The organism is Brevundimonas bullata, assembly GCF_014207965.1.
Classification (GTDB): domain Bacteria; phylum Pseudomonadota; class Alphaproteobacteria; order Caulobacterales; family Caulobacteraceae; genus Brevundimonas; species Brevundimonas bullata_A.
Genome location: NZ_JACHLM010000006.1, coordinates 149,220 through 166,772 on the forward strand (window position 1 = coordinate 149,220; position 17,553 = coordinate 166,772).

19 protein-coding genes are annotated in these 17,553 nt (G+C 68.7%); 7 read left to right on the top strand and 12 right to left on the bottom strand.

The window, feature by feature from the left end:
- Window positions 1-12: 12 nt before the first annotated feature.
- From HNP51_RS15770 to HNP51_RS15800, 7 genes are all read right to left on the bottom strand, one after another.
- Complete coding sequence (locus HNP51_RS15770; RefSeq protein ID WP_184272910.1) at window positions 13-1,119, bottom strand: M23 family metallopeptidase; 1,107 nt, start codon at window positions 1,117-1,119, stop codon at window positions 13-15.
- 152 nt (window positions 1,120-1,271) lie between these two features.
- Window positions 1,272-1,562 (bottom strand): GIY-YIG nuclease family protein, encoded by a 291-nt coding sequence (locus HNP51_RS15775; protein ID WP_311770667.1) that lies wholly within the window; start codon window positions 1,560-1,562, stop codon window positions 1,272-1,274.
- A 72-nt stretch (window positions 1,563-1,634) separates the two neighbouring features.
- Complete coding sequence (locus HNP51_RS15780) at window positions 1,635-2,279, bottom strand: protein-L-isoaspartate(D-aspartate) O-methyltransferase (protein WP_184272907.1); 645 nt, start codon at window positions 2,277-2,279, stop codon at window positions 1,635-1,637.
- Window positions 2,276-3,064 (bottom strand): 5'/3'-nucleotidase SurE, encoded by a 789-nt coding sequence (gene surE, locus HNP51_RS15785; protein ID WP_184272904.1) that lies wholly within the window; start codon window positions 3,062-3,064, stop codon window positions 2,276-2,278. Before surE ends, HNP51_RS15780 begins: the two co-directional genes overlap by 4 nt.
- A 133-nt stretch (window positions 3,065-3,197) precedes the next feature.
- A complete protein-coding gene (gene serS / locus HNP51_RS15790; RefSeq protein WP_184272901.1) occupies window positions 3,198-4,490 on the bottom strand; it encodes a serine--tRNA ligase in 1,293 nt (430 codons plus the stop codon).
- A gap of 229 nt (window positions 4,491-4,719) precedes the next feature.
- Window positions 4,720-6,015 (bottom strand): YceI family protein, encoded by a 1,296-nt coding sequence (locus tag HNP51_RS15795; protein ID WP_184272898.1) that lies wholly within the window; start codon window positions 6,013-6,015, stop codon window positions 4,720-4,722.
- Window positions 6,016-6,086: 71 nt separating this feature from the next.
- Window positions 6,087-6,800 carry a YceI family protein gene (locus HNP51_RS15800; RefSeq protein ID WP_184272895.1) on the bottom strand — a complete coding sequence of 238 codons (714 nt, stop codon included), beginning with the start codon at window positions 6,798-6,800 and terminating at the stop codon, window positions 6,087-6,089.
- Between the two features lie 182 nt (window positions 6,801-6,982).
- On the opposite strand from HNP51_RS15800, the gene mutL reads away from it, so the two are divergent.
- From mutL to HNP51_RS15815, 3 genes are all read left to right on the top strand, one after another.
- Complete coding sequence (gene mutL / locus HNP51_RS15805) at window positions 6,983-8,896, top strand: DNA mismatch repair endonuclease MutL (protein WP_184272892.1); 1,914 nt, start codon at window positions 6,983-6,985, stop codon at window positions 8,894-8,896.
- A gap of 157 nt (window positions 8,897-9,053) precedes the next feature.
- Window positions 9,054-9,521, top strand: a complete 468-nt coding sequence (locus tag HNP51_RS15810; protein WP_184272889.1) for a low molecular weight protein-tyrosine-phosphatase — start codon at window positions 9,054-9,056, stop codon at window positions 9,519-9,521.
- Between the two features lie 178 nt (window positions 9,522-9,699).
- The gene (locus HNP51_RS15815) at window positions 9,700-9,975 is read left to right on the top strand and encodes a YjhX family toxin (protein WP_184272886.1); all 276 of its coding nucleotides are present in this window, start codon (window positions 9,700-9,702) and stop codon (window positions 9,973-9,975) included.
- On the opposite strand, the gene rsmD is transcribed toward HNP51_RS15815, so the two are convergent.
- On the bottom strand, window positions 9,958-10,533 hold the full coding sequence (gene rsmD, locus HNP51_RS15820) for a 16S rRNA (guanine(966)-N(2))-methyltransferase RsmD (RefSeq protein WP_184272883.1): 576 nt from the start codon (window positions 10,531-10,533) through the stop codon (window positions 9,958-9,960). The genes HNP51_RS15815 and rsmD overlap by 18 nt on opposite strands.
- 3 nt (window positions 10,534-10,536) lie before the next feature.
- Window positions 10,537-12,309: a pseudouridine synthase gene (locus HNP51_RS18910; RefSeq protein WP_184272880.1), complete on the bottom strand. Its 1,773-nt coding sequence runs from the start codon at window positions 12,307-12,309 to the stop codon at window positions 10,537-10,539.
- On the opposite strand from HNP51_RS18910, the gene tadA reads away from it, so the two are divergent.
- Complete coding sequence (gene tadA / locus HNP51_RS15830) at window positions 12,298-12,780, top strand: tRNA adenosine(34) deaminase TadA (RefSeq protein ID WP_184272877.1); 483 nt, start codon at window positions 12,298-12,300, stop codon at window positions 12,778-12,780. The genes HNP51_RS18910 and tadA overlap by 12 nt on opposite strands.
- 30 nt (window positions 12,781-12,810) lie before the next feature.
- Window positions 12,811-13,227, top strand: coding sequence for an MliC family protein (locus HNP51_RS15835; RefSeq protein WP_184272874.1), 417 nt, complete (start codon window positions 12,811-12,813; stop codon window positions 13,225-13,227).
- Here HNP51_RS15835 and HNP51_RS15840 read toward each other — a convergent pair.
- The 3 genes from HNP51_RS15840 to HNP51_RS15850 are packed head-to-tail and all read right to left on the bottom strand — an operon-like array spanning window position 13,224 to window position 15,495.
- Window positions 13,224-13,811, bottom strand: a complete 588-nt coding sequence (locus HNP51_RS15840) for a GNAT family N-acetyltransferase (protein WP_184272869.1) — start codon at window positions 13,809-13,811, stop codon at window positions 13,224-13,226. The genes HNP51_RS15835 and HNP51_RS15840 overlap by 4 nt on opposite strands.
- A complete protein-coding gene (gene aroB / locus HNP51_RS15845; protein ID WP_184272866.1) occupies window positions 13,808-14,917 on the bottom strand; it encodes a 3-dehydroquinate synthase in 1,110 nt (369 codons plus the stop codon). The genes HNP51_RS15840 and aroB overlap by 4 nt, the downstream gene beginning before the upstream one ends.
- Window positions 14,914-15,495, bottom strand: a complete 582-nt coding sequence (locus tag HNP51_RS15850) for a shikimate kinase (protein WP_114817043.1) — start codon at window positions 15,493-15,495, stop codon at window positions 14,914-14,916. The genes aroB and HNP51_RS15850 overlap by 4 nt, the downstream gene beginning before the upstream one ends.
- Window positions 15,496-15,555: 60 nt before the next feature.
- On the opposite strand from HNP51_RS15850, the gene HNP51_RS15855 reads away from it, so the two are divergent.
- Complete coding sequence (locus tag HNP51_RS15855; RefSeq protein ID WP_184272862.1) at window positions 15,556-16,458, top strand: site-specific tyrosine recombinase XerD; 903 nt, start codon at window positions 15,556-15,558, stop codon at window positions 16,456-16,458.
- Between the two features lie 84 nt (window positions 16,459-16,542).
- Entirely contained in the window at window positions 16,543-17,493 is a 951-nt protein-coding gene (locus HNP51_RS15860) for an acetyl-CoA carboxylase carboxyltransferase subunit alpha (RefSeq protein WP_184272859.1), read from the top strand.
- The last annotated feature ends 60 nt before the right edge of the window (window positions 17,494-17,553 follow it).

Sequence of the window (17,553 nt, forward strand, 5' to 3'; positions counted from 1 at the left end):
TGGCAGAGGTTATCAGCGCGGCAAGACGCTCAGCGGATCAACCGCGACGGGATCATCGCCGCGCATCTGACGCGTCTCGAAGTGGATCGAGGGCCGACCGTCGCCAGCCGTCAGGCCGACCGTGCCGATGGCCTGACCGGCGCGGACTTCGGCGCCGTCGCGCACGGTGGCCGAGCCCAGGTGGCCGTAAACCGTACGCCAACCGTCCTTGTGGACGATCAGGACCGTCAACCCCTGCCCCACCAGATCGTCGCCGACATAGGCCACGCGCCCGGCGGCGGCGGCTTTGACCTCGGTCCCGGCCGCGGCGCCGATGTTGATGCCGTTGTTGCGCTCGCCCATGCCGACCGGGCCGAAGCGACGCAGGATGTCGCCGCGAACCGGCCATTGCATGACGAGGGCCTGGCCCACGGCTGCGCCCTGCACCGGCGAGGCCGGCGTCGAGGAAGTCACGGCAGGCGCACGCGCGGGCGGCAGGGCGGCGTTGCCGCTGGGCGGCGCTGGCGGCGGCGGAATCACGCCGTTGTTCGGCGTCCGGACGCCCACGGGCGAAGGCCCGGTGGCGTAGGGGTCAGAGCCCGCATCGACGGCGCTATCAGGCAAGATGATGCGCTGCCCTTGGCTGATAGCGCCGCGCGGGCCCAGGTTGTTCAGGTCGATCAGGGTCTGGACCGGCGTCTGGAAGCGGCGACCCACGCCCGAAATCGTGTCGCCGGGCTGAATGACATAGGCGACGCCGGGGATGACCGGGCCGCTGCTCGGCCGAGACGGCGTCGTGGCGGTCGGGGCTGTCGGCGTGCTGGTCGACGGATAGGCCGGACCACCCGCAGGCGGCAGCCCCCCGCCCTCGACCGTTCCCGTCGGCGCGCGCACGCCCTGTTCTTCATAGGGACGCGGCTGTTCATAGGGACGCGTCGGCGTCTGCGGCTGAGGCGCCGTCGGCTGGCCGTAGTAACCATTCGGCTGGGTCGGTCCCTGCGGATAGGCCGGCTGGGTCGAGGGGATGCCCGTCGGGCGCGTCGAATAGCGCGGCTCATCCGGATAGGTCGAACACGCCGTGACCGTCAGCGCCCCGCCAACGATGACCGTCGCCCTGATCCAGCTCGTGAAGCCGCCCATGCGCCCCTCCTTCTTAACCGTGATTTCGCTAGTCCCCCGGTTTGCCCCGGAAGCGTCGCCAAGCCAACCCGCCAAACAGCGCCAAAGTGGGGCGAAAAGGTTAACCGGGGGCCGATCTCACCACCTCCGTCATCCCGGAAAACGCGCAGCGTCTATCCGGGACCGCCCAGAGCACCACCCTCAGACTTGAACGCCGCCTCCCACAGATCCTCCCGTTCGGGATTCATCCGCTCAACCAGGCCAAACTTCCAGTCTCGTCGCCAACGTTTCAGCCGCTTTTCAAAGTTGATCGCGGATTCGGCATCGTCAAAGACCTGATACCAGACCAGCCGTCGCAGACCCCATTGGCTACTGAAGCCCGAATAAGTCCGATCCCGATGTTGCTGGACGCGACCTAGCAAGTCCGACGTCACGCCGACGTAAAGCACTCCGCGTGAGCGCACGGTAGCGCTTCTGGCGGTCCCGGATAAGCCCTGCGGGCTTTCCGAGATGACGATTAGGGGAGAGGGCCGTCCCTACCCCTCCTTCGCCGTCCCCTCGACCAGCGGCACGAAACGCACTTCGCACAGGCTTTCGCGGCGGAAGCTGCCGTCTTCCTGGCCCGTATAGCGGTTCAGCATCTGCACTGAGCCCCGGCCCACCGGCGCGACCAGAACCCCGCCGGGCTTCAACTGTTTCAGCAGTTCCGTCGGTTCGTGCGGCGACGCCGCCGTGACCATGATCCGGTCAAAGGGCGCCTGTTCCAGCCACCCCTGCCCGCCGTCGCCGTGGCGGGTGAAGACGTTGTCGACGCCCAGCAGCTTCAGTTTGGCCTCGGCCTCGGTCAGCAGGCTCTTGTAGCGCTCCACCGAATAGACAAAGCGCGCCAGTCGGCTCAGCACGGCGCACTGATAGCCGCTGCCGGTGCCGATCTCGAGCACGCGGTGGCGCGGGCCGACCTCCAGCGCCTGGGTCATCAGGCCGACGATATAGGGCTGGCTGATCGTCTGGGCGCAGTCGATCGGCAGGGCCTGATCTTCCCAGGCCTGATCCAGAAACTTCTCATGGACGAACAGCGACCGATCGACGGATTCCATCGCCTTTAGGACCCGCGCGTCGGTCACCCCCTGCCGCCGCAGCGACAGGATCAACCGGCCCGCACGGTCGTCCGACAGGCTCATCCAGCGGGTCCTTTAGGGGGCGCGCCGCCCAGCACCTTCTTCAGATCATTGACGCTGCGCATATGCGTCAGGTCGATGTGCAGCGGCGTGACCGAGATGCGGCCCTCGTCCATGGCCCGCAGGTCGGTGCCCTCAGCGTGCTCCTGCGGGGCGCCGCGGAAGGCCATCCAGTAGTAGTCGCGACCGCGCAGATCGGTGCGGCGGATGGCGTGCATCTCGCCGATGTCGCGGAAGCCCTGCTTCGTCACCTCGACCGCCTTGACCAGTTCCGGCGGCAGGTTGGGGAAGTTGACGTTCATGACCACGCCGTCCTCCCACTTCTGCTCCAGCAACTTGGCGACGATGCCGGGGGCGAAGGCTTCGGCCGTCTCCCAGTGCGCCACCACGTCGTCGTGGAAGCGTTCCAGCGACTGCGACAGGGCGATGGAGCGGATGCCGAAGGCCATGCCCTGCAGCGCGCCGGCCACCGTGCCGGAATAGCTGACGTCCTCGCCGACGTTGTGGCCGCGATTGACGCCCGACAGCACCAGATCGGGCCTCTCGGGCATCAGGTCGTTGACCGCCAGGATGACGCAGTCGGTCGGGGTGCCGGTCACGGCGAAGCGCTTGTCGCCCAGCTTGTTGACGCGCAGCGGCTCGGTCAGGGTGATCCCCCGGCCCTTGGCCGACTGCTCGGTCTGGGGCGCGACGACCCAGACGTCGTCCGACAGGGCGCGGGCGATCTTCTCAAGACACTCAAGGCCTTCCGCCTCGATGCCGTCGTCATTGGTGAGGAGGATTCTCATAGGCACGTCATCCCGGCCGTAGCGCAGCGAAGAGCCGGGACCGCCAGAGGCGCTCCCATTTCAGTCCATTGTGTCTTGAGCGGTCCCGGATAGACGCTTCGCGCCTTCCGGGATGACGCTGTAGCGAAAATGGTCACGAAGCGGCGCCCACCGTCGTCAGGCCGCCCATATAGGGCAGCAGCGCGTTCGGCACGGCGATGGAGCCGTCCTCCTGCTGATAGTTCTCCATCACCGCGACCAGGGTGCGGCCGACCGCCAGGCCCGAGCCGTTCAGGGTATGCAGGAACTCGGTCTTCTTCTCACCTGCGCGCTTGAACCGGGCGTCCATGCGCCGGGCCTGGAAGTCGCCGCAGTTCGAGCAGGAGCTGATCTCGCGATAGGTGTTCTGCGAAGGCAGCCAGACCTCGAGGTCATAGGTCTTCTGCGCCGAGAAACCCATGTCGCCCTTGCACAGCAGCACCTTGCGATAGGGCAGCTCCAGCGCCTGCAGCACCGCCTCGGCGCAACCGGTCATGCGCTCGTGCTCGGCCTCAGAATCCTCGGGCCGGCAGATGGAGACCATCTCGACCTTCGAAAACTGATGCTGGCGGATCAGGCCGCGCGTATCACGCCCCGCCGACCCGGCCTCGGCCCGGAAACAGGGCGTCAGCGCCGTCAGACGCATGGGCTCCGCCACCTCGTCCTCGGCCAGGATCTGCTCACGCACGAGGTTGGTCAGCGAGACTTCGGCGGTGGGGATCAACAGATGCTCGCCCGCGCGGAACAGGTCTTCCTCGAACTTCGGAAGCTGGCCGGTGCCGAACATGGCGTCGTCCTTGACCATATAGGGCGGCGCGACTTCGAGGTAGCCGTGCTTGTCAGTCTGCAGGTCCAGCATGAACTGGCCGATGGCGCGTTCCAGCCGGGCCAGTTGGCCCTTCAGCACGGCGAAGCGCGAACCGGACATCCTGGCCGCGGCCTCGAAGTCCAGCAGGCCCATGGCCTCGCCCAGATCGGCATGATCCTTGGCCGGGCCCGTCGTGCGCGGCGCGCCCCACTTCAGGACTTCGACGTTGTCATTCTCGTCGGCGCCGTCCGGCACATCGGCGGCGGCCAGGTTCTTCAGCCCCGCCAGCAGGTCGCGCAGTTCGGCGCCCTTGGCGGCTTCAGCCTCGCCCGCCTCGGCGATCTCGGCTTTCAGCGCCTCGACCTCGGCCTTCAGCCGGTCGGCCTCGGCCATGTCCTTCTTGGCCATGGCGGCGCCTATGGCCTTGGAGGCGGCGTTTCGCTTGGCCAGGGCTTCCTGCCCCCTGGTCTGGGCGGCGCGCAGGTCCACGTCCAGCGCCAGAATGCGGGCCACGACGTCGGCGGCGTCCTCAACCCCGCGCGACGACCAGCCGGCGACGAAGGCTTCGGGGTTGTCGCGGATGGCTCTGATGTCGTGCATGGCGTCAATCTTCGGACGTTCGAGAAGAAGCCGAAGGCTGTAACGCCCCGAGCGGAGTCGGGCAAACCCCTAAGCGCCAAACACGCCTTCTTGGCTGTCATCCCGGAAAGCGCGCAGCGCTTATCCGGGACCGCCGGAAGCGCCGTCGGTCAGATTCCCAAACCCAAGCCGCAGCGCCTTGTGCGGTCCCGGATCGCCTCTACGAGGCGTCCGGGATGACAGTTAGGGGTCAGCGCTTCGCCGTCACCTTGATCTCCACGCCAATCGCCTTGGACACCCAGTCGCCGCCCGCGTCGGACATCATGCCGAGGTCCAGCGCTGTGCGGTCCAGCTCCAGCTTGCCGGCCACCGTCGCCACGCCGTTCGCCTCGTCAAAGGTGAAGGGCAGAACCACGGGCACGGTCGTCGCCTTGATCCGCAGCGTTCCCGTCGCCTCATAGCGGTTCCCGCCCAGAACCTTGAACGAAGTCGTCTCGAACCGTGCCGTTGGATAGGCGGTCGGGTCCAACCATTCGGCGCCCGTCAGACTGCCTTCCTGCGTGGCGTCGCCGGTCCTGGCCGTGCCGGTCTTGACCAGAACCACAGCCTTGGATCCCGCCAGATCGGCGGGATCGAACCAGACCTGACCCTCCCACTGCTCGAACCGGCCCTTGAAGGCCTTGCCGGCGTGGGTTCCGGTGAATTCGATGGTCGAGGCCGCCTGATCGATGGTCCAGGCCGTCGCCGTCCCCGGCGCGACCACCGCCTCAGCCTGAGCAGGCGCCGCCGCGGCGTGGGCCTCGGCCCCTGCCCCGTTCGCTAGAGGCGCAGGCTTGGCCGCGATGCCGCCCGCCACGGCGAGGGCCGCGATGAAGCCCAGTCCGGCCAGACGCTCGGTCCGACGCAGAAGCGGCTTGGGCTCGGGCGCAGTCCGCCCCTCTCCGTGCTTCAGCACCGGGATCATGTGGGCCAGAACCCCGTCGCGATTGATGAACTGGTGCTTCAGCGCCGCCCCGACGTGCAGGGCGATCAGCACGACCGCGCCCCAGGCCATCAGCCCATGCGCGCCCATGGCCTGATAGGCCACGGCCCGGCGCAGGCCCGCCGCCGCCTCTCCGATGAAGGGCAGATGCGGCACGGTGAACAGACCGAACCAGCTGGTCGCCACGGCCAGCGGCGCATCGGTCGCCACGGCCCAACCGGTCGAGACGTAGAGCCACCCCGTCAGCGGCAGGGCCAGCATCAGGCCATAGAAGGCCGCATGGGTCGCCCGCGCCGCAAACGTCTCCCAGGTCTTCATCTCGGCCGGCATTCCCGGCGTCCGGTGCGTCAGCCGCCAGGCCAGCCGCAGCGCCGTCAGCGCCAGGATCAGAAAGCCCACCGACTTGTGGATTTGGAACACGCGATAGGCCAGCGCCTGTTGTCCCGTCTCGTTGATCGCCTCGCTCATCCACCAGCCCATCGGGATCATGGCGAAGATGGCGACCGCGATGGCCCAGTGCAGGGCGATGGCGACGGGGGTGTAGCGGCTGGCGGATGCGGACATGACTGAACTCGCAGACTACTCAAAGAAAAACGGGCGGGACCGTCCGGCCCCGCCCGCTCATTCATCCTGGCTTAGGCGGCTGGGGCTGCGACAGCCGCCGGCGCCACCTGCTGCAGGAATTCGCCGTCGAAGCGGATGGTGGTTTCATCACCCACCGGACCGACCGGCATGCCGAAGTCCGAGCGCTTGAACTTGCCTTCAGCCGCGAAGCCGAGGGTCGGGACCTGCATAAAGGGGTGCTTCTCGATCTCGCCGCTAAAGGTGGCGTCCAGCGTCACCGGCTTGGTCACGCCCAGGAAGGTCAAGTCGCCCGTCACCTTGGCCGTGCGCGGGCCGGTCAGCTCGACCTTGGTGGACTTGAAGGTGATCTGCGGGAAGGCGCCGGCGTTCAGGAAGTTCTTGTTCTTGGCGATGTCCTCGCTCCAGCTCTTGAAGCCCGAGCCCGCGTGGGTGCCGGTGTAGTCGCCCGGATAGTTGGCGTCGACCGAGGTCGGGTCGATGCTGACTTCGACGGCGCTGTTGGCCAGGTTGGCCGGGTCCAGCGTGATCTTCGCGTCAAACTTGTTGAAGCGGGCGGTGTAGTTCGAAATCGTGTTGTGGCCGATCGACCACTGCAGCGAGGCGTGGGTCGGGTCCATGACATAGACGCCGGCCGGGGCCTTCAGCTCGACCGGAGCGGTCGAAGCGGCGTCAGCGGCCGGCGCGCCCGACTTATCGGCGGCGGGGCTGCAGGCGGCTAGCAGGGCGGCGGCGGAAACGGCCAGAATGGCGGCTTTGATCTTCATGGGGAGGGACCTCGTTCAATGTTCAGGACTGGACACGAGGCCCAGATACGGTTCGTCTGTCCGTCGGCGCGCCGCTCGGACTGCAACAGTATAAGTTGCGATTGCTGACCTTCAAGCCCCGTTCGCGCAAAAATGCGGATTGAGGTGCGCCCTGCGCGCCGTCCGCCTATCTTGCGACTCACATGCCCATTCGCCGCCTCCCCCCCGAAACCGTCAACCGCATCGCCGCCGGCGAGGTGGTCGAACGCCCCGCCAGCGCCATCAAGGAACTGGTCGAGAACGCGCTGGACGCGGGGGCTTCGCGCGTCGAGATCCAGGCGGACGGCGGCGGCCTGACCCGCATCCTGATCGCCGACGACGGCAAGGGCATCCCGAAAGACGAGCTGCCGCTGGCCGTCGAACGCCACGCCACGTCCAAGCTGGAGCCCGACGACGCGGGCGACGTGGACCTGCTGCGCATCCACACCCTCGGCTTCCGCGGCGAGGCCCTGCCCTCCATCGGCTCGGTCGCGCGGCTGACCATCACCACCCGCGCCCGCGACGAGGCCGACGCCTGGGCCGTCACCGTGGACGGCGGCGATCAGCGCCCGGTGGCCCCCGCCGGCTTCCCGGGCCCGCACGGCGCGCGGGTCGAGGTCCGCGACCTGTTCTACGCCACGCCCGCCCGGCTCAAGTTCATGAAGTCCGAGCGGTCCGAGGCCATGGCCATCTCGGAAGAGATCAAGCGTCAGGCCATGGCCCACGAAGCCGTGGCCTTCACCCTGTCGCTGGACGGCAAGGTGACGCTGCGCCTGCCCGCCGAGCATCCGGGCTTCGAAGGCCGCCTGAAACGCCTCGGCGCCCTGCTGGGCCGCGACTTCGAGGCCAACGCCCTGCTGATTGATCAGGAGCGCGACGGCGTGCGCCTGTCCGGCTATGCGGGCCTGCCCACCTATTCGCGCGGCAATGCGGCGCACCAGTTCCTGTTCGTCAACGGCCGCCCGGTGCGCGACCGCCTGCTGCAGGGCGCATTACGCGGCGCCTACGCCGACTTCCTGGCCCGCGACCGCCACCCGGCGGCGGCCCTTTTCCTCGACATCGACCCGCTCTACGTCGACGTCAACGTCCACCCCGCCAAGGCCGAGGTCCGCTTTCGCGACCCGGCCCTGGTTCGCGGTCTGATCGTCGGCGCCCTGCGCCACGCCCTGCACGCCGCCGGTCACCGCGCCTCGACCACGGTCGCCGCCGACGCCCTGTCCGGCTTCCGCCCCCACACAGGCGAGGCCCTCTACAGCCCCACCTCGCCCTCGGCCCAATCGTTCGGGAACGCCGCGCCCGGCTGGAGCGGCTGGCAGGGCTGGTCGCAACCGGCCGCCGCCGCCCAGAATCTGCCGGGCCTCAACGAACGCTCCGCCCGCGTCGAACACACCTGGAGCGGCCAGGCCGCCGCCCCCAGCTTCCGCACGCTTGGCGAAATCCAGGCCGAGCATGCGGGCCAGATCGCGCCCGGCGCCCCGCCGCCCGCCGACCTCATCGACTACCCCCTCGGCGCCGCCCGCGCCCAACTGCACGGTACCTATATCGTCGCCCAGACCCGCGACGGCCTGGTCGTGGTCGATCAGCACGCCGCCCACGAACGCCTCGTCTATGAGCGGATGAAGACGCAGATGGCGACCGGCGCCGTCACCCGTCAGGCCCTGCTGACCCCCGAGGTGGTCGAACTGGACCCCGCCGAGGCCGAGCGCGTCGCCGCCAAGGCCGATGAACTGGCCGAAATGGGCCTGATCGTCGAGGCCTTCGGCGTCGGCGCTGTGCTGGTCCGCGAGACCCCGGCGCTTCTGGGCGACACCGATGTTCAGGGCCTGATCCGCGACATCGCCGACGATCTGTCCGAACACGGCGCCGCCCTGTCGCTGAAGGAGCGGATGGCCGAGGTCTGCGGCACCATGGCCTGCCACGGCAGCGTCCGCGCCGGCCGCGTCCTCAGCGCCCCCGATATGAACGCCCTGCTCCGCCAGATGGAGGCCACGCCCCACTCCGGCCAGTGCAACCACGGCCGTCCGACCTATGTGGAGCTGAAACTTAACGACCTCGAGAAGCTGTTCGGGCGGCGTTGATGATGCCCATATAAATCCGCTCATCCCCGCGAAGGCCGGGATCCGGATCATATGGCGGGACGATGGATCCTAAGGCCTGCATTGCGCCTTCTGAGCTGGGCGGTGCGTCTTACAATCTGGATCCCGGCCTTCGCCGGGATGAGCGAAAAGAGGTCCAATGCCCCCCTCCGTCCTCTTCGTCTGTCTCGGCAACATCTGTCGCTCGCCGCTGGCCGAGGCCGCCTTCCGCGAAGAGGCCCGCCGCCTGAAGCTGAACGTCGTCGCGGATTCCGCCGGCACTGGCGACTGGCACGTCGGCTCTCCGCCCGACCCGCGCGCCCAGGCCGTGGCGCGCAAGAACGGCGTCGACATCTCTGCCCTGCGCGGCCGTCAGGTGAAGCCCGCCGACTTCCGCCGCTTCACCCACATCGTCGCCTTGGACGAGGACAACCTCGCCCACCTGCGCCGCCTCGCGCCGCCAGACGCCACCGCCGACCTCAGCTTGCTGCTCGATCACCTCGAAGGCCGCGAGGGCCAGCCGGTGGCCGATCCCTATTTCGGCGACGACGACGGTTTCGACGTCACCTGGGCGGATGTCTTCGTCGGCGCGCGTGGTCTGGCCCAGAAGCTGCGCCGGGGCGATTGAAACCGGGCCAAGGCCTCGCTATCTCTCGCCCCCTCACCTGTTGGGACTGTTTATGTCTGAGAATGTGTTCACGGCCTGAGGCCCGGACGCTGAAAACCCGTCCGAGGCCGCCCGTACCGCCCCGCGTCTGAATGATCGACGCCGGGCGCACGCTGACGCCTGTCCCGGACAATCTGAAATGAACATCTCCCGTGCGGAACAACGCACGCTCCACGCCCTGGCCCAGGGCGGTCGCATCCTGCTGGAACGCGACGAACAGGGCCGCATCATCGCCGCCCGCTGCTTCACCCGCGAAGGCTGGGTGCTGGACGGCTGCGATCTCGAGCAATGGCGCAGCCTGAAACGCAAGGGCGTCATCAAGTCGCGCAACGGCGGCCCCTATGTCGTCAATCGCGACGGCCTGACCCGCCTGCGCAGCCAGTTGGACAACCGGACCTCAGGCCGCGGCTTCTAGCGCCCTGAGGAAGAGGACGCGCGCGGCGCCATAGTCACGCGCGTCCAAACGCTCGTATCCCGGCGTGTCGATGTCCGGCTCGTCCGAGCCGCGCTCGAACACCACGATGGCGCCAGGCTTCAGCCAGCCGCCCTCCAGCAGTCCCGCCAGCGTCTGTTCGCCCAGGCCCTTGGCGTAGGGCGGATCGAGGAAGGCGACGTCGAAGGCCTCGCCCACCGAACCCGGGCGCTCGCCCAGGTCCGTGGCGCTGCGACGATGCACCCGCGCCCGTCCGAACAGGCCATAGGCGTCCATGTTCTCGCGGATCACCCCGCGGGCCCCGTCATCCGTCTCGACAAAGACGGCGAAGGCCGCCCCGCGCGACAGGGCCTCGAATCCCAGGGCGCCCGACCCGGCGTAGATGTCCATGACTCGCGCCTCGTGCAGGCTCTCGCCCCACGAGGCGTGTTCCAGCACGTTGAAGATGGCCTGACGCGCCCGGTCAGAGGTCGGGCGCGTATTCTGTCCCTCGGGCGCGAGGATGGCGCGGCCCTTCAGGCTGCCCGCAACAATCCGCACGGCTTAGCCGCGAGGACCGCCGCGGCCGCCCGAAGGCTTGCCGCCGAAGGGCTTGCCGCCGCCGGGACGCGAGCCGCCCGGCTTGCCGCCAAAGCCGCCCGGCTTGGAGCCGAAGCCGCCGGGCTTTCCGCCAGAGCGGGGTGCGCCGTCACGCGGCTTGAAGTCACGTTGCGGACGCTCACCCGAGCCGCCTTCACGCGGCTTGAAATCGCGCTGCGGACGGTCGCCAAAGCCGCCTTCACGCGGTTTGAAGTCGCGTTGAGGACGTTCACCACCCGAACGCGGGGCGCCGTCGCGGGGTTGGAAGTCACGCTTCGGACGGTCGCCGAAGCTGCCGCCTTCACGCGGCTTGAAGTCGCGTTGCGGACGGTCGCCGCCCGAACGGGCGCCGTCGCGGGGCTGGAAGTCGCGCTTCGGACGATCGCCGAAACCGCCCTTGGCGCCGTCACGGGGCGCGCGACGGTCAGCGATGAGTTGCGGCTCGGAACGGTTGAACGGCTTCCGCGGACGATCCGACCACTCGCCGCCCTGGGCGGCTTCCGGCCGGGCGCGGGGCTTGAAGGTCTTGCTATGCTCGAACTTGGGTGCAGACTTGGCCCAGCCTTCCTTCTTGGCCGGACGGTCACGACGGTCGACGGCGTTCTCGGTCGCCTCGGTGGCGGCGCGGACGCGGCTCGGCTTGCGCGAGGGGTCCGACATGGCCGAACCCGAACGGCCCGCCACGATGGGTGACGAGGTGCGGCGGCCCGGAATGGGCGCAGGCGTCGAGACCGTATTGCCGGTCGGCAGGTTCTCGGGGCGAATGTGCTCGGCCAGCATTTCGCGGATCACGCGCGGGCCGACTTCCTCGACCGCCCCGACGGGCAGCGTGCCCAGCTGGAACGGGCCATAGGCCAGACGGATCAGGCGGTTCACGGTCAGACCGATGGACTCCAGAACCTTGCGGACCTCGCGGTTCTTGCCTTCCGTGATCGAGACGCTGATCCACAGGTTGGCCGAGCTGCGCTCGCCGTCCTCTTTTTCCTTGGCCTTGTCGATGGTGGCTTCCATCGGGCCATAGTGGATGCCATCGACGGTGCAGCCGGTCTTCAGCTTGTCCAGCTCAGCCTGGGTGATGCGGCCACGGGCGCGGGCGCGATAGTGACGCACCAGGGCCGTGTCCGGCATTTCCAGCGCCCGGCTCAGTTCGCCGTCGTTGGTCAGCAGCAGCAGGCCTTCGGTGTTCATGTCCAGTCGGCCGACCGAGATCACGCGCGGCAGACCGCTCGGCAGGGCGTCGAACACGGTCGGACGGCCCGCCGGGTCGTTATGACTGGTCAGCAGGCCGGCCGGCTTGTGATAGCGCCAGACGCGGGTCGCCTGGGCCGAGCCCATCGGCTTGCCGTTCACGGTGATGACGTCGTCGCGGGTGACCAGGGTCGCCGGCGTGTCCAGGATGCGGCCGTTGACCGCCACCTTGCCCAGACCGATCAGGCGTTCGACCTCGCGGCGCGAAGCGATGCCGGCGCGGGCCATGGCCTTGGCGATTCGCTCGCTGCGAGCCGGAGTCGTCGGTTCCTTCCCGGCATTGGGGCCGCCCTTGGGGCCGCCCTTGCCGGCGCCCTTCACAAAAGGCTTGTCACCGCGATCATCCTTGCGGTCGCCGCGTGGCGGGCCTTTGCGGTCTCCAAAGCCGCCCTTGTCAGGGCGCGCGTCGGCGAATTTACGGGGTCCGCGAGGGCCGTCGTCTTGACGGAAGCGGGGGTTCTTGTCGTTGTCTTTGGGATGGCGATCCATGATGAGCGGTTCATGAGCATGGCGCTCGATTTGGCGCAAGCTGCGGCGCAAGCGGGCGAAGTGCCGGTCGGCGCGGTAATTGTCGATGAATCGACCGGCAAAGTGGTTGGTCGTGGGCAGAACGGCCCCATAACGGCCCACGATCCGACGGCCCATGCTGAGATCGTGGCCCTGCGTGATGCTGCGGCAACGTTGCAGAATTATCGCCTGACCGACCTGACACTTTATGTAACACTGGAACCTTGCGCCATGTGCGCCGGGGCGATCAGCCACGCCCGGATCGGCCGGGTCGTCTGGGGCGCTGATGATCCCAAGGGCGGGGCGGTTGTTCACGGGGGGCGCTTCTTCGATCAGCCGACCTGCCACTGGCGCCCCGCCGCAGAGGGCGGTGTCCTGGCCGAACCCGCCGCTGACGCCCTGCGCGCCTTCTTCCGGGCGCGTCGCGGAACGCGCACCGCCACGATGCGTTGACGGCATAAGCTTGACCTTGGAGGCCTTCGCTTGTCGCACCTGCTCCTTCGCGCCGCCCCGGCCTTCGTCCTGACCGCTTTGCTGTCTGCCTGCGCTCAGGAGCCCCGCAAAGCGCCGACCGACGGTGATGAGGTCCGCGAACGCGCCCTGGAGGCCCAGACCACCCGACGTCGCACCGGCGCCGAGATTCAGGATCGCGCCCTGAACCGCGTCGTCCGCGCGGTCTATCTTTGCGATAACAGCGAGCGCCTGACCGTCGATTTCGACAATCCTCGCCAGATGGCCACGGTCCGCACTTCCAACGGCGAAGCGGTGGACCTCTATCAGGAACGCGCCGCCGACGGGATCTGGTACCGGGCCAGCAACCACGACCTGCGCGGCAAGGGCGACCGGGCCGTCTGGACCGTCACCGACCGCGCCCCGGCCAACTGCCGCGCCGTCGACTAGGCCAGGACCGCCAGCCGCTCATCCAGGCGACGCCGCACTTCGGGCCAGTCCTCGTCCAGCACCGCGAACTGGGCCGTGTCCCGCACCCGCCCGGTCCAGGTGATCTTGTGCTTCCTCAGGACGCCTTCTTCGCGTGCGCCCAGTTTGCGGACGGCGGCCGCGCTGGCGGCGTTCAGGGCGTCGGTGATGATCTCCACCCGCACCGCGCCCGCGTCGAAGGCATGGCCCATCAACAGCCGCTTGCACGCGGGATTGACCGGCCCGCCGCGCGCATCCGGCCGATAGAAGGTCGAACCGACCTCGCAGCGACGATGCTCGGGCTTGATCTCATACAGGCTGGTCGTGCCGACCACCGCCCCGTCGCTCAGGCGCCGCACGGCGAAGGCGATGCGCGAGCCGGTCGCCATCGCCTTCAGCGCCGCCGCCCACCAGCCGTCGAAATGCTCCCCGTAAGCCGCGCTGACCATGCCGTTCCAGGCATCTAGGTCGCAGTCCAGCGCCGCCCTCACCTCGCCCTCCAGCCCCGCCGAGAACGGCTCCAGCCGGACGAAGCGGTTCTCAAGGACGACAGGGCTCAGCTTCACGCCGCCGCGCCTTCCTCGATCAGGAAGGCCCGCACCGCTTCGGCGTCTACATTCTTGTCGGTGAAGACCTCGCCTATGGCCCGCGCCAGGATCAGCGTCAAACGCCCGCCCTCGGCCTTCTTGTCCCCGGCCATCCGCCCGATCAGGGCGTCAGCGCTGAAGACCTGATCCACGTCGGCCAGCCGCGTCGGCAGGCTGGCCGCCCGGATTCCCGCCTCGGCCTTGTCGGCGTCCGTCGCCGCGCACAGCCCCTGACGCGCCGAGAATCGGAAGGCCATGGCGCAGCCCAGGGCCACCGCCTCGCCGTGGGTCAGGGCGTCGCCAAAGCCCAACTCGGCCTCCAGCGCGTGCCCGAAGGTATGCCCCAGGTTCAGCAGGGCGCGCCGCCCGGCTTCCTTCTCGTCCTCGCCGACGATCTGGGACTTGATCTCGACCGAGCGGATCACCGCCCGTTCCAGCGCATCCGGATCGCCCTCGGCGCCCGCCTTCCCTTCTCCGCCCAGCCAGTCGAAGAAGGCCGCGTCGCAGATCAGCCCGTGCTTCAGCACCTCGGCCCAGCCCGAGCGCACCTGCCGCACCGGCAGGGTGGCCAGCGCCTCGATGTCGGCCAGCACCAGTCGCGGCTGATGGAAGGCGCCGATCAGGTTCTTGCCGCGCGGCGTGTCGATGGCCGTCTTGCCCCCGACCGAGGAATCCACCTGGGCCAGCAGCGTCGTCGGAACCTGCACAAAGTCGACGCCGCGCATGAACAGGGCCGCCGCCAGCCCGGCCAGATCGCCCACGACCCCGCCGCCCAGGGCCACGACCAGGCTCTTGCGGTCCAGCCCCTCGGCCAACAGCCGGTCCAGCACGGCCTCAAGCTGCTCGAACGACTTGGACGCCTCGCCCGCCGGCACCGTCACGACGCCTGTCGTCAGCCCCGCGCCTTCCAGCGCCCCGCGCACCGTCTCGCCGTGGATGGCCGCCACCGTCTCGTCGCTGACGATAAAGGCCCGCGTGGGCTTCAGGGCCGCGACCCGCGCGCCCGCCTCTTTCAGCAGCCCCCGTCCGACCACGACCTCATAGGCGGCGAAGCCCTCGCCACCGACCGGGATCGTCGTCGTCATCGCTTGCTCTCCTCGCGGGCATGCCGCCGCAGTTCTCGATAGATCGCCTCGACCGCCTGGCCGTGCGAACCGCCGCCGACATCCACGGTCAGGTCGGCCTCGGCATAGATGGGATAGCGGGCCTCGGCCAACTGGCTCAGGGCCTCCAGAGGATCGCGCCCGCGCAACAGGGGCCGGGTGTCGCGGCGCTGCACCCGTTCGGCGATCACCTTCAGGTCGGCGCGCATCCAGACGCTGACCGAGTGCGTCTTCATCAGGGCCCGCGTCTCGGGGTTCAGCATGGCCCCGCCGCCGGTCGCCAGGACGATGGGCGGCCCCTCCAGCAGGCGGCGCATGATTCGCGCCTCGCCCGCCCGGAACTCGGCCTCGCCCCGGCTGGCGAAGATTTCGCTGACGCTCATTCCGGCAGCGGCCTCGATCTCGTGGTCGCCGTCGAAGAAGGGCAGACCCAGCCGCTGCGCCAGCCTGCGCCCCACAGTCGATTTGCCCACGCCCATCAGTCCCACCAGGGTTATGGTGCGGTCGAGCGCCAGGTTAGGCGACAAGGGCGAGGAATCGGGCGAGGCGTCGGCAGGCATGGTCCCTACATTCTCTACACGACACAGCCGTACGCTCCACACCTCTGTTGAGCCCAGCGCATGACGCCTCAGGTCGAGGCCTTTCTGGAGATGATGGCGGTCGAACGCGACGCCTCGCCCCACACCCTGTCCGCCTATGGCCGCGACCTGGCCGACGCCGAGGCCTGGCTGAGCGACGCCGGCGGTTTGATGGGCGCGAATGAAGCGGCGCTTGAGGCCTGGTTCGCGGACCTGTCCCGACGCGGCCTGTCGGCGGCCACGGCCGCGCGCCGCCGGTCCTCGGTGCGTCAGTTCTACCGTTTTGCGCTTGGCGAAGGCTGGCGAACCGACGACCCGTCCCGACGCATAGACGCGCCCAAACAGGGCCGCAGCCTGCCCAAGACCCTCAGCCGCGACGAGATCGAGGCCCTGCTGACCGCCGCCGGCGCCGCCGACAGCGCGGCGGGCTTGCGCCTCGTGGCCTTGGTGGAAATGGCCTACGCCTCCGGTCTGCGCGTGTCGGAACTTCTGGCCCTCAAGGTCGAAGCCGTGCGTCGCGATCCCGCCTATTTGATCGTGCGCGGCAAGGGCGGCAAGGAAAGGCTCGCCCCGCTCAACACCGCCGCCCGCGAAGCCATCAAGGCCTGGCTGACCGCCCGCGACGCCGCGCGTTCTCCCAAGGCCCCCGACAGCGCCTGGCTCTTTCCCTCACACGGCAAGACCGGCCACCTGACGCCTCGCCGCTTCGCCCAACTTCTGGATCAAGCGGCTATCGCGGCCAATATCGATCCGGCCCGCGTCAGCCCCCACGTCCTGCGCCACGCCTTCGCGACCCACCTGCTGGAAGGCGGCGCCGACCTGCGCGTGGTCCAGACCCTGCTGGGCCACGTCGACATCTCGACCACCCAGATCTACACCCATGTCGCCACCGACCGCCTGTCCCAGGTCGTCCACTCCAAGCACCCCTTGGCGAAGGACGACTGAACCCCGCTTGCCCCACGGCGTTCACCGCTCTAGTTTCCGCCGCTTTCCGTAGCGCCAACCGCGCTTCCTCCTCACGGACGCCTTATGGCCACGCACTACCTCGAATTCGAAAAGCCCATCGCCGAGCTGGAAGCCAAGATCGCCGAGTTGTCGCATCTGGCCCCGACCAGCGGCTCGTTCGAGACCGAGATCACAGCTCTTCGCAAGAAGGCGGACGCCCTGCGCGTCAAGACCTACGCCAACCTGGACCCCTGGATGCGCACCCAGGTCGCGCGTCACCCGCAGCGTCCGCACTTCATCGACTATGTCGACGGCCTGTTCACCGACTTCGTGGAACTGCACGGCGACCGTCAGTTCGGCGACGATCAGGCCATCCTCGGCGGCCTCGCCCGCTTCCGTGGCCAGCCGGTCGTGGTCATGGGCCACGAAAAGGGTCACGACACCCAGACCCGCATCACCCACAATTTCGGCATGGCCCGGCCTGAGGGCTATCGCAAGGCGGTCCGCCTGATGGACATGGCCGAGCAGTTCGGTCTGCCGGTCCTGACCTTTGTGGACACCGCCGGCGCCTATCCCGGCATCGGCGCCGAAGAGCGCGGCCAGGCCGAGGCCATCGCCCGTTCGACCGAGCGCGGTCTGACCCTGGGCGTGCCTTCCATCGCCACGGTGACGGGCGAAGGCGGTTCGGGCGGCGCCATCGCCATCGCCGCCGCCAGCCGCGTGCTGATGCTCGAGCACTCCATCTATTCGGTCATCTCCCCCGAGGGCGCAGCAGGCATCCTGTGGCGCGACGGCACCCGCGCCAAGGACGCGGCCATGGCCATGAAGATCACCGCCCCTGACCTGATCGCGATGAAGATCGTTGATCGCGTCATTCCCGAACCGCTGGGCGGCGCCCACACGGCGCGCGAGACGGCCATTCAATCGGTCGGCGACGTGCTGGAAGACGAACTGAAGGCGCTGTCGTCGCTGTCGGCGGATCAGATCCGCAAGGCCCGCGCCGATCGCTTCTACGCCATCGGTCGTCTGGGCTGATCTGCGCATTGCGCGACGGCCCTGCGCCGCCGAAGCTGACGCCATGCGATTCGCATCTAC